The organism is Magnetococcales bacterium (genome assembly GCA_015232395.1).
Lineage (GTDB): Bacteria > Pseudomonadota > Magnetococcia > Magnetococcales > JADFZT01 > JADFZT01.
The window spans coordinates 1-12,080 of sequence record JADFZT010000107.1; the positions used below are offsets into that span (position 1 = coordinate 1).

Below are 12,080 nucleotides of genomic sequence, written 5' to 3' on the forward strand. Positions count from 1 at the left end.
GGGGATAACCTGCACAACATCCCGTTATAAAACGGGATTTTACAAATTTCCGTGTCTACCCGTCAGAAACCCAGGTCAAAGGATATGGATGAAATTGGCAACAATGGATGATACTCTGGCTTTTTTTTATATTCTTGATGACTCCTGAGTCCGTCAACCGCATAAGGGTGGCATGTCATGGGTTTTGACCTGTTCGAAGATGAACACGCCGTTTTGGAGCACTCGAAGAAAATCCTGAAAAAAGAGGACGCCTCTCCCCAAGAGTTGCGGGATGGACTGGAAAATCTCCTCGAAGGTTATCAGGCTCTGTTCAAGGGCAACAAAAGAATGATGCGGGTGAGCGACCGCAACGAAAAAAAACTGAAGGATGCCCACTCCCGCATTCAGTCCCACCAGGATGAATTGGCCAAAGTGCATCAGGCGCTGGAGCTTCATGCCGAAACCCTGGAGGAAAGGGTGGTGGAACGCACAGCAGCCCTGGCACTATCCCAGCGAAAGCTGGAAAAGCTGGTGGAGCTGGGCATAGGCCTCACCGCCGAAACCAACACCGATCGCCTGATGGAGCGTATCCTCGCCGGTGGTCGGGAAATCGCCAACGCCGCCCGGGCCACCCTGTTTATCCGCACGGAAGATGACTTTTTGACTTTTGCCTACCGTTCGGATTCGGACAAACTTCCTGATACACGCCTGCCCCTCTACGACCAGCAGACTGGTGAACCGATCCATCACTTTGTCTCCACCCATGTGGCTTTGACCGGGGAAACGGTCCACTTGGATGATGTCTATGGAGACACTGGCAATTTTGATCTGGTGGGCACCCGGCAATTTGACGCCGCCTCCGGCTATCGCACGGAATCCATGTTGACGGTGGCATTGCAGTCTCGCCATGGGGAATCATTGGGGGTCTTGCAACTGCTCAATGCACTGGATCCCGAGAGTGGCGAGGTCACCGTCTTTGACTCTGAGTTGATCGGCTTTGTGGAGGCCCTCGCTTCCCAGGGCGCCATGGCGTTGGACAATTTGAAACTGATGAAAGACCAGGAAAAACTGTTCGAAGCGATCATTCAGGTTCTTGCCAGCGCCATTGATGCCAAATCACCCTATACGGGTGGTCACTGTGAACGCGTCCCCGAACTCGGAAAACTGTTGGCCCAAAGCATCTGTGATATCGACGAAGGCCCCTTTGCCGACTTTTCCATGACGGAAGATGAATGGAAAGCTTTTTACCTGGCTGGCTGGCTGCACGACTGCGGTAAGGTCACAACCCCGGAATATGTGGTGGACAAAGCCACCAAATTGGAAACCATCTACAATCGCATCCACGAGATTCGCATGCGCTTCGAGGTGTTGCGCCGGGATGCGGAGATCGAATACCTGAAGGAAATCGCCAAGCGGCCCAGCGAACGGGATGCCTTGGAACAGCAGCGGGATGAACGATTCGCCGAACTTGAGGAAGAATTTGCATTTGTGGCCACGAGCAATCAAGGCGGCGAATTCATGGATCCCTCCCGTATTGAGCGGCTCAATCAGATCGCCAACCGAAGCTGGCTGCGGCATTTCGATGACCGCTTGGGCTTATCCATCGCTGAACTCAAAAGGCTTGATGGCATTGCACCGGCCCCACTGCCAGCGGTGGAAAAACTGATTGCCGACAAACCCCAACATGTCATCCCTCGTTCGGAAAGCCCGCTTTCCTACAAACCATGGGAGTGGGGTTTTAAGGTGGAAATCCCGAAAAATCTCTATGATTACGGAGAGATGCGCAACCTTTCCATCAGTCGGGGCACGCTCACTGAAGAGGAACGGTTCAAGATCAACGAACACACCATCCAAACCATCATCATGTTGGGCCAACTTCCATTCCCGCACATTCTGTCCGGAGTTGCGGAAATGGCCGGATCCCATCACGAAACCATGATGGGTTCCGGTTATCCAAAAAAATTGAACCGGGAAGATATGTCCGTTCAAGCCCGTATTTTGGCCATTGCCGATATTTTTGAGGCACTGACTGCCGCTGACCGGCCCTACAAACCCCCCAAAACCCTCAGTCAATCCCTGAAAATCATGGGATTCATGAGAAATGACGGTCACATCGATCCGGATCTGTTCGACCTGTTTCTCAGGTCGGGTGCCTGGCAGGAATACGCCGAACGCTATTTAAAACCCCAACAGATCGATTCTGTCGACATCGAGCAATTTCTCAGCAAACCAAAGAGGCCTTGAAAAAGGGATATCAAATGGGCATCCACCTGTGTGTGGATTCAGCGAAAAACAGACTGGCCTGCGTTCACTTTCAAGCGCATTGAAAATCTGCCATCTGCGCTGTTTCCGGTAGTCGTTCTGTCTACCCCCTTTGTCTGATCCTCCAACGTTCCCGGGCGTCCACCAACTTTTGGTCACACTCTGGAAAAAGGTGGTGGACTCAAGTTGACAAAACGCTGCTGCCCGGACCTCTCTTGGCCGGATTTCTGAACGGAGTTGAAAGGGATCCATGGGGGGCATGGAGTGGCTATCCGGGCTATTGTGGATATGGTCGACTGGGAGAGGTAACTTTGATAGGTTGAGGAAACCGATTTTCTGGATCCAAGCCAATAATGGCCACACCCATGATTGGCCTGATCGGGCCAGCGGGTATCATTGTGCCCAACGCCATGCGCCTGGTAGATTTTATCCATGGTGAAGTTGCCAGGAGGCTCGCTTTTGAAAAAGCGGCCATTCTCGCTGGAGCGGTGCCCACCAGGCCCATTGTGTTGACAGCCCTTGCAGCCATGATCGGGATGTTCTTCATTGTCGATGATCCCATCTTCAGCGGCTTGGCGATTGCCCTGATTTTCGGTCTGTTCGTCGCCACCATTTTAACGCTCTGGATCATTCCCCTACTCTACTTCATCCTGGCACGACCGGTTGAAAAAGCCAGAGGCACAACCAGCGGGTGAAGCACAACCAGCAGGTGAAGCATCATGACTCAACACAGGCCTGACAGATCCACCTCCACCGAGCCTCCCAAAAAAACATCCAAACTGCTGATGTTTCTGGGTGGTGCCATGGCCTTGGCCTTCGGGCTGATGTTTTTGTGGATGGTCAAGCTCATGGATGACATGACCGGCGCTGTGGTCGCCATGAGTGCGAGTGTGATTCGCATGGATCAAAATGTCGCTGGCATGACCCGCTACATGAAAGAGATGAACTACAGCATCAAGGATATCGATGCCAGTGTCGTGGACATGAATGCCAGTATCGTCGGCATGGACGACAACATGCTCACCATGAACAACTCCATCCACAGCATTCAGACCGACATGGCCGGTGATATTCGGGCCATGCGCGGAGATATGGACAAAATGCAGGTGGATATCCACTTCCTGTCAGGCAACGTGGGCACCATGACCGGCAGCGTCAACAACATGAACCGCAATATGGGCTCCATGTCACGTGATATGAACTACGGCATTGGTTCCTTCACCTCCCCCACCCGCTTCATGAACAACCTGATGAACCGATAGGGATGGCCATCATGAGGGCAGAGGGCAGGCAGCGGCAGTGGAACAGGCTCATGAGCAGAAAAGAGAGCAAGATCTGGCTTGGGATCATGGCCCTGGTTCTGTTACTGACAGGCCCAGGCCCTGGTGTCATTGGCTACGCCCGGGCTGAAACCGTCAAGGTGGCTGTATCCATCTCCATTCCGCCGTTTTTTATCAAGGAGATCGACAGCGGCATCGAGATGGAAATTATCCGCCAGGCCTTTAAACGGGGTGGCCACGAAGTGCTCCCGGTTTTTTTCCGGGCCGGTCCTCGCATCACCTCCTATCAAGACGGGAAAGTCGCCTGTGCCAGCACCGTCACTACCGAATCGGGTCTCAAGGGGGTCTATTCCGATCCGGTCATCACCATGGAGACCGTGGCCATTTCCCTGGCTTCCAGAGGCCTCACCATCCAAAATATCCAGGATTTAAGCCACCTGAATATCATCGCCTTTAAGGGGGCGAAAAATATTCTCGGCGCTCAATTTGTCAATGCGATCCAGAATAATCTTCACTACCGGGAACGACTCAAAAATGAAATTCAGCCGGTACTCCTCTACCGCAAACGGGTGGATGTGGTGCTCTCGGATGGGATGATTTTTCAATATTATCGCAACAAGATGGCCGAGCGGGTGGATGTCACCCAGCCCATCACCGCCCACCATATCTTTCCCCCACAAAATTTCAGCCTGATCTGTCACGACCCCCTCCTGATCGACGCGTTCAATCGAGGCTTGGCCCAGATCAAAGCCAGCGGGCTTTATGGTCGGATTCATGATCGTTTTACCCGGGAAATTTTTGATCAAAGGTTGGAAAACAGGGAAGAGCCCCGCTAACCATGACGACCACACCGGGCAATAAACACCCTCTGGCGTGGATGATGAATCCCTGGGTGGTGTTGGCGGCGGTGATCATCGGCACCACCATCGGTGTCACCAACAAACCCCTGGCCCTGATGCTGGAGCCTGTCGGCGAGGTCTATCTGGCCTTGCTGGAAATGTGCGTCCTGCCGCTTCTGATCACTGCGATCATCTCTGGCCTGGGTCGTCTGTTGGGCCCCAACGCCCCGCCTGTTCACATCAAACGCCTGCTGATATTCCATGTCAGCGGTTTGATGCTGGCGGCAGGAGTCGGAATATTGGTGGGGCATCTGCTGGTACCAGGCATCGGCCATGATCAGGAGGCCCAATCCACCCTGGGTCAACATCTGCCTGCCATGGAGCACCCGGATGAGGAACGCCTGCAGCCGATGGAAAAACCCACTTTGGCCCGGCTGTTGGTTGAGATAGTCCCCAAAAATGTCGTCGCCACCATCAGCCAGGGTCCGAGTTTGGCGGTGCTCTTTTTTTCCATCCTCTTCGGCATTGCCCTGGGTCGATCCCGAGGGGAGGCGGGGGAAGTGGTATTGGTGATGGTGGAAGGGGTTTATGGGGTCTTCCTGAAAATTATTTTTGGGGTTCTCTACGCCCTGCCTATCGGTCTGGTGGGGCTTTTTGCCGGACAGATTGCCCAAACCGGCACCGATATCCTGGTGGTTTTGCTGGACCTCATTCTGGCCTGTATGTTAGGCAGCGCCCTGTTGGTGGCGGTCTATGCCTTGACCATCTGGTGGGCGGTGGGTGGTGGTTTCATCAATACCTTTCGACTGTTTCGCCAGCCCCTGGTCATTGCCCTGACATCCAGCGCCTTTGCCACCATTCCCTCAGCTCTCCAAACTTTCCAGCAGGGGCTCTCCCTCCCCCGGGACAGCACCAACCTGATCTACCCTCTGGGCATCAACTTAAACCGTCACGGTTCGGTCTTTCAGTTTGCCCTGGTCACCCTCTTTACAGCCCAGCTATATGGCGTACCCCTGGCAGGTCAGGATCTGATCGTCGTCTGGATTGGGGCCATGTTGGCGGGCATGGCAGCCTTGGCGGGCTTGCCGGGATTGGGCATGCTGGGGGTGGTGCTGCAATTTATGGGGCTGCCCAGCCAGGAGGCGATTATTTTGATCACCTCCATCGACTCCATCCTGGTGCCGATGTTGGTGTTGGTCACGGTCTATGCCAACTGCGCCCTCACGGTTTTGGTCTGCCGCAAAGAGAGGTCACAGCCGTCATCCCGATCCTGACAGTTGGGTATCAAGCCTGGGCGTGATCCGGTTTTTTTGCGTTGTTTAAAACCCGGCGCTCTGCTTTGGTCTGAGTAGCCCTCTGCCTGCGGTCGTTTTTACCGGAATAGAGATTCGGATCAAATCCCGGTTTGGCCACCAGGGACGTCACCGCACAAGCCGTCAAGACATTGGTCAGAGAGCGAAACGGGGCGGTCACAGGATCCACCACCACGAACAGCACCAACACCGCATCCAAAGGCAGCCCCAAGGGGTCCAAAACCACCGCCAGCATGGCCAGGGTGGCGACACCAGCCGCACCCGCCGTTGCCATCCCCGCCAGCACGGCGCCGACCATCACCATGGCCATCTGAGCCAGCCCCAATTGGGCCTGATAGAGCTGACTGACAAAAATCCCCGCCACCGCAAAATAGAGAATCGGCCCAAATCGACAGAGGGTCACGCTCAGGGGGACCAGCAAACCGACAGAGCGCTTTTCAAACCGCAAGCCCCCCTCCCCCATGGCGCGGATGGTGGAGGGAATGGCCGCCAGGCTGTTGCCGGTGGCAAAGGCAATGATGGCCGGATCCCGGAGAGTACGAAACAGGGTCGCCATGGCTTGTCCGGAGCGAAAAAAAACGATCCCACCACTGAAAACGAACATCACCCCAAAAGCGATCCACGCCACCCCCACAAACCGGGTCATGGCCAAAAACATCTCCACCCCCACACTGGCGGATTGGTCGGCGAGGAGTCCACACAGCCCAAAAGGGAGCGCATAGATCAGCCAGCGAATCAATATTTCAAAAGTGCGATGAATGGCTTCCAGCAAGTCAAACAGAACATCCGCAGAGTGGCTTTCAATAAAGCCTGCGGCCAAACCGAACAACAGGGCAAACACCAAAACCTTCATGTTGGCGCCTACGCTCAGGGCATAAAAAATATTATCGGGCAGCATACCCAAAAAAATGCTCCCCAGGGAGAGGGGCCCCTCGACCTTGGCAACCTGCTCCGACAGGGTCACCTCCAAAACCGGGTTATCGGCCTCTTTTTGGATGATGGTACCCAAGGTGGCCATGGTTTTTTGATCCAGATCCACACCGGGTTTGCCAACGGCACCACTCAGGATACCCACCAAGCTCGTCAGCAGCATGGCCACCATAAAAATAATCGCCATGCGTCTGAGGTAGGGACCACTGACATCGGAGCGCATCAGACGCCCCAGACTGACGGAAATGGCCGTTACCAGGATGGGCAGGACACACATTTTCAGAATGCTGAGATAAGCATGGCCCAGGGGAGCAATGACGGGCACGACCTCCTCTTGCCAGAGGCCGAGATAGACCCCACAGGAAGCTCCCACCAGGACGGCCCAGGGGCTCTTTAAAAAGTGAAGAAAATTTCGAAATCTTGATTTTTCGGACATGTCCTGGTTTCACACCTTTACCGGATGACATCCTTGATTTTAGAGTCGATTTTTTCAATCACTTCATCATAGTGATTTAAAATTTGGTCACCGGTCAGGTTGAGATCGAGGCTGTGGAGATAAAAATCGACCAGGGCCAGCAGGTTGGGGCTGTCCCACGGCGTGATGATCGCCTTGGGATCCTTGGCATCGGTCAGTACCACCGTCAGCAGCCGCAAGGCTTTGTGGGGGTGATCACGTGCAACTGTTTTGACCTCCACCTCATCCCGATAGGCCGCCATGATCTCCCCCCGGGTGGCGGCTTCCACGGCCTCATTCCAGGTATCGAATTCAACGATGGTGGCTTTTTTAAAACGAATCCTGGCATTGTCCACATAAGAAGAGCGGGCGATGACACCCAGCTTGCCATCCAGGTTTCTGATTATTTCCGATCGATCCCCCCCCCCACTGCGACCCGCCAAAACCAGTCGGTTCATCAACAAAGCCTGCCGCAGATGGATATAGGGTTGGCTGTAGCGGATCCGCATGGCTCGGGCAAAGGTCATCCCCAACTTGGAGATGGCCAAATCGGCCTGATGGGTAGCCACCCGATCCACCACCTCGGTGAAGGTTTTGGCGCTTCTTTCAAACCGAACCCCCACCCCCATCTGTTTGGCAAAACCGGTAATCAGCCGCACATCGATGCCATCCATATTTCCTTCGGCATTGCGATAATAAAAGGGGGGGGTATCCCGGTGATACATGGCCACAATGAGTTCGCCACGTTCAACAATACGCTGAATATCAGGGGGATTTGTTGATTTTTTTTGCTGATCCCCAGGGGGGATGGGGGGCTCTTTGGCTGTAAAAAAAGCCGCTTCCATGACCTTGGGAGAGGTTGGTAAAGATTGAGGCTCTGTCTCTGCCAAGGCCGGAAAGGGATGGAAGCAAAAAAGGGCCAGCAAAACGACAAAAACGATCCCATGCCCTGTTTTTTGCAGATGGGCCGACCTATGAATAACCATGATGATCTCTCTTGGCTGACGAGTTTCCCGGGAACGGGGTCAGTGGGCTGGTCAGGGGAACACCTCTGGCAGCAGGCCTGTTGAACGGCCTGCCGTTCGTCCCTGGTGGTTCTGCCATTATTGACGAGATGGTGAACAATTCCAAATGGCGCGTTCAAGATCAGGTTGCAACACCGTCTCCCTCTTTGCCTGGTAGAGCAAAACATTTATAGCCTATTCTGATCATCAATAGCTCAACCATTCATTGAACAGACCCTGTTAACGGAGGGTTGGAATCATGTCGGAAACCCCGTAGATTCAGATGGGAGGGAATGATCGTTGTCGATAAATCAGCCTCTTTTGGATACGCTATCGGCATCGGAGATCAGCCTGTCGTCAACCGTTCGATTCCGGCTTGTGCCCACTGTTAGTCCAGGGCAAAAGCAGCCACTGACTCGTTAATGCTTCAATACCAATTTGGAATCAATGGCAGCCGGCCCATTTCCCGTCACCCCCATCACTTTGGGTGCATCCGCTTTTAGAATGGTAAAGGGAACAAAGTCCATGTCTTGCCAAAATTGCCGTTTTTCCAATCGGGAGGGGATCACATACTGCACCCAATGTGGCGTTCCTCTGAGACCGATTTGCCACCGTTGCGGTTTTTCCGTAGAGAGCGACGACCGATTTTGTGGTGGCTGTGGCGGCGCTTTGATGGCGACACACGCCGGCCTTCCCCAACCTCACTCTCCAGCTCAAGGGAATCAGCTCCCCTCCCACCAGCCCGCCTCCCCACCCATCGTCCAGGATTCTGAACGACGCAACGTGACGGTCCTGTTTGCCGATATTTCCGGTTTTACCGCCATGAGCGAAAAGCTCGACCCGGAAGAGGTCACCACCGTGATGAATGGTGCCCTGAAAATTTTGTCCGACTGCGTGATGCGCTACGAAGGGTATGTGGACAAATTTATCGGTGACTGCATCATGGCCATTTTTGGTGCGCCGGTGGCTCACGAAAATGATCCGGAACTGGCTATCCGTGCGGCGTTGGACATGAAAAAGGAGATGGAGGAGTACAGCAACGCCCTACCGGTCAAACTGGAAAAGCCCCTGGCGCTCCATACCGGCATCAACACCGGCATGGTCATTGCCGGAGGCATGGGGTCGGACCAAAAGATGGACTATACGGTGATGGGGGATACGGTCAATTTGGCTTCCCGTCTGGAATCCAACGCCCGAACCGGACAAATTTTTATCTCGGAATATACCCACAATTTTGCCCGTCACCAGTTTGAATATCAAAAGCACGACCCCATCAAAGTCAAAGGCAAGCAGGATCCGGTGGCCGTCTTCGAGGTGCTCGCCGCCAAGCCCCACAAATCCCGTTCCGCCAAATCAGTGGATACCGCCGTCCCTCTGGTGGGCCGCAGCAAAGAGATCGAAATTCTCAAGCGGTGTGTCTCCCGGGTGACCAACGGCAAGGCCCAGGCGATCTTCCTGATATCGGACTCAGGCATTGGCAAAAGCCGTATTCAACTGGAGATGAAAAGCCAGTTTACCGAAGGGGAGGTGCAGCTGATCGAGGGTATCTGCCACTCCTTTGGCCGCTCCACCAGCTATTTTATCTTTGCCCAGATTTTCAAGGGCCTCTTCAACATCGACGGCGATGATCTCCAGGATTCCGTCGGCGAAAAAGTGAAGCACTTTTTGCCACTGCTGCTGGGGTTGGATGCCGACACCCTCTCCCAGGAAGCCAAAGAGGCTATCGTTTTTATCGGTCGGATGTTGGGGGTCTCGCTCGAAGAGGAGTTGGATGTACCGGTGGTCCAGATGGACGATCAGGAGATCAAGATGGCCACTTTTCGATCCCTGAGCTGGTTTTTCCAGGGTATCGCCCGCCAAAAACCCCTGCTGTTGGTCCTGGAAGATCTGCACCACGCCGACGAAATTACCGTGGAGTTGCTCGCTTTCTTTTTCGACACCCTGCGTGATGCCCCCATCATGATGCTCATGCTCATGCGGCCACAAAAAGATCACAGCTCCTATAAATTGCCGCTGATCGCCCGCAATATTCTCGACGACCAGACCGAAAAAATCGTTTTCCAAAGCCTCTCCCCCACCGAGTGCGACGAACTGGCCCGTCACTTTTTCCGGGTGGATAACGTGCCGGAAGAACTCCTGCATCTGATCCGTGCCCGTTCCGACGGCAACCCCATGTTTATCGAAGAGATCGTCCGCAATCTGGTGGCAGAGGAGGTGGTGACCTTCAGCGATGAGGGCTGCCTGCGCGTTCAAAAAGGCTTGGATGAGATTACCATCCCCGACTCCTTACAGGGACTGATCATCTCCCGGGTGGATCGTCTGGATACCTACCTCAAGGAGATCCTCCACATCGCTGCCGTCATCGGACCGGTTTTTAAACTGGACCTGCTCCAGCGGCTCACCCAGGCGAGCGATCTGGATGATCATTTGGCCCAGGCGGTGGAGATGGATATCGTTTTCGAGTCCAAATCCTTTCCCGAGGTGGAATACAGTTTTCGCAATGTGATGATCCAGGAGGCCATCTATTCCACGCTGCTCCACAAACGGCAACGGGCCTATCACCTGCAAGTGGCCGAAGAGATCGCCCGACTCTTTGCCAGCCGCCTGGAAGATCACTACGAAATGCTGGCCCACCACTATCAAAAAGCCGGTGAGGCCAATCAAGCTTATGGATTCCTGGTACAGAGTGGTTTTAAGGCCTTCCGGGCCTATGCCCACGGCAGCGCCGACCACTATTTCCGCCAGGCTCTCTCCCTGGTTTCGGAAGTCGCCTCCCCGGAGCCCTCCCTGGCGGATCTACATATCCACCACTCCCAAGCCCTGGAACTCATGGGTCGCATGGAAGCAGCCATCGACTCCCTGCGCCTGGCCCTGAAAGAGCTGGAAGCCCCTCTGCAACAGGGAGATGTTTTGCGCAATATCGGACGTCTGCAAGAAAAACAGGGCAACAAGGAAGAGGCGCTTTCGGTCTACTGTCAGGCGGAAACCTATCTGGAAGGATTTCCCGAGGCTGTGGAGACCGGCCTTTTGCTCATGAACAAAAGCTGGGTGCTCAACCGCATGCGCTCCTATGAGGAGGCTACGGGATTGGCTCTGAAGGCGTTGGATATTTTTGAGCAAGCCCAAGCCACTGAGCAAATCGCCTATGTCTGCAACAATTTGGCCGTCATTCGGGAGCATGCCGGCGACTTTGACGAATCACTGAAATACAATCTCAAAAGCCTGGATTTTCTCACCCGGGTGGGCAACAAGCGACAAATCGGCAATGTCTACCTCTCCCTGGGTTATTGCCACAACAAGATGGATAAACTGGAAGAGGCTCTGGATTATTTTGATAAATCCTTCGAGGTGATGGAGCAAGTCGGCAACCGCTTTGGGGCGGGAACAGCGCTCATGTCCAAAGGGCGCTGTCATATCGATCTGGGACGACTGGATGAAGCGGAAACCGCTCTCCTGGCCGCACTGCGTATCCACAAGGAGTTGAGCCTGCACCGTAAAATCGTCGCCAACGAACTGGCCCTGGGGAACGTTTATCTGCGCCAGGAACGCCCCAACAAAGCAGGCGAGCACCTGGAAGTTGCCCGCAGGGTGGCGGCTGAAAATAATTTTGAGTCGGATTTGGGCAAGGTCACACGCTTGGAGGCACAGCTATTGATCCAGCGCGGGGAATCCCCCGATGGCAAGTTTCAGGAAGCCATCGACCTCTTCACCCAGCTGGGCCGAAAGCGGGATGCGGATGCTGTGCAGGGGGAGTGGGACCAAGTGCATCAGGAGAGTTGATCTGGTTGCGTCAAACCCGAAAAGAGTCGTTCCAGGCGATATGCTGCCATGCTCCCCCTTGCGCCCAGTGATCCTTAACGAACTGAAGTTCAAAACGCGCCAAAGGCTTGAGCCTTCCGGATTCCGAGTTCACGATAGTGCCCTCAGCAACGGAGGGTGTCATGAAATTATTTCTGAATCAGTTCAAACCCAACATCAATTTCAAATATTCCTGCTTTGACCGAGTCATCATCCGGGGA

The 12,080-nt window shown here is 54.2% G+C and carries 8 protein-coding genes; 6 read left to right on the forward strand and 2 right to left on the reverse strand.

All coding sequences use genetic code 11. The features are described 5' to 3' along the window. Positions 1 to 177: 177 nt before the first annotated feature. The 5 genes from HQL52_18535 to HQL52_18555 all read left to right on the forward strand — a co-directional run bounded on the left by HQL52_18535 (position 178) and on the right by HQL52_18555 (position 5,634). Positions 178 to 2,223: an HD domain-containing protein gene (locus tag HQL52_18535; protein ID MBF0371442.1), complete on the forward strand. Its 2,046-nt coding sequence runs from the start codon at positions 178 to 180 to the stop codon at positions 2,221 to 2,223. A gap of 371 nt (positions 2,224 to 2,594) precedes the next feature. Beyond that, a complete protein-coding gene (locus tag HQL52_18540) occupies positions 2,595 to 2,936 on the forward strand; it encodes an efflux RND transporter permease subunit (protein MBF0371443.1) in 342 nt (113 codons plus the stop codon). A 24-nt stretch (positions 2,937 to 2,960) separates the two neighbouring features. Beyond that, positions 2,961 to 3,503 (forward strand): hypothetical protein, encoded by a 543-nt coding sequence (locus HQL52_18545; GenBank protein MBF0371444.1) that lies wholly within the window; start codon positions 2,961 to 2,963, stop codon positions 3,501 to 3,503. Between the two features lie 50 nt (positions 3,504 to 3,553). After that, positions 3,554 to 4,357, forward strand: a complete 804-nt coding sequence (locus HQL52_18550) for a transporter substrate-binding domain-containing protein (protein ID MBF0371445.1) — start codon at positions 3,554 to 3,556, stop codon at positions 4,355 to 4,357. A gap of 2 nt (positions 4,358 to 4,359) precedes the next feature. Beyond that, positions 4,360 to 5,634: a cation:dicarboxylase symporter family transporter gene (locus tag HQL52_18555; protein MBF0371446.1), complete on the forward strand. Its 1,275-nt coding sequence runs from the start codon at positions 4,360 to 4,362 to the stop codon at positions 5,632 to 5,634. Positions 5,635 to 5,644: 10 nt separating this feature from the next. Here HQL52_18555 and HQL52_18560 read toward each other — a convergent pair whose 3' ends face one another. Beyond that, the gene (locus HQL52_18560; GenBank protein MBF0371447.1) at positions 5,645 to 7,039 is read right to left on the reverse strand and encodes a cation:dicarboxylase symporter family transporter; all 1,395 of its coding nucleotides are present in this window, start codon (positions 7,037 to 7,039) and stop codon (positions 5,645 to 5,647) included. A gap of 17 nt (positions 7,040 to 7,056) precedes the next feature. Beyond that, the gene (locus HQL52_18565) at positions 7,057 to 8,043 is read right to left on the reverse strand and encodes a transporter substrate-binding domain-containing protein (GenBank protein MBF0371448.1); all 987 of its coding nucleotides are present in this window, start codon (positions 8,041 to 8,043) and stop codon (positions 7,057 to 7,059) included. 543 nt (positions 8,044 to 8,586) lie between these two features. Here HQL52_18565 and HQL52_18570 point away from each other — a divergent pair. Continuing rightward, positions 8,587 to 11,841: a tetratricopeptide repeat protein gene (locus tag HQL52_18570; protein MBF0371449.1), complete on the forward strand. Its 3,255-nt coding sequence runs from the start codon at positions 8,587 to 8,589 to the stop codon at positions 11,839 to 11,841. Positions 11,842 to 12,080 lie beyond the last annotated feature (239 nt).

Coding starts and splice junctions, on each gene's coding strand:
- HQL52_18535 (MBF0371442.1), top strand. CDS start 178: ATGGGTTTTGACCTGTTCGAAGATGAACACGCCGTTTTGGAGCACTCG.
- HQL52_18540 (MBF0371443.1), top strand. CDS start 2,595: ATGGCCACACCCATGATTGGCCTGATCGGGCCAGCGGGTATCATTGTG.
- HQL52_18545 (MBF0371444.1), top strand. CDS start 2,961: ATGACTCAACACAGGCCTGACAGATCCACCTCCACCGAGCCTCCCAAA.
- HQL52_18550 (MBF0371445.1), top strand. CDS start 3,554: ATGAGCAGAAAAGAGAGCAAGATCTGGCTTGGGATCATGGCCCTGGTT.
- HQL52_18555 (MBF0371446.1), top strand. CDS start 4,360: ATGACGACCACACCGGGCAATAAACACCCTCTGGCGTGGATGATGAAT.
- HQL52_18560 (MBF0371447.1), bottom strand. CDS start 7,039: ATGTCCGAAAAATCAAGATTTCGAAATTTTCTTCACTTTTTAAAGAGC.
- HQL52_18565 (MBF0371448.1), bottom strand. CDS start 8,043: ATGGTTATTCATAGGTCGGCCCATCTGCAAAAAACAGGGCATGGGATC.
- HQL52_18570 (MBF0371449.1), top strand. CDS start 8,587: ATGTCTTGCCAAAATTGCCGTTTTTCCAATCGGGAGGGGATCACATAC.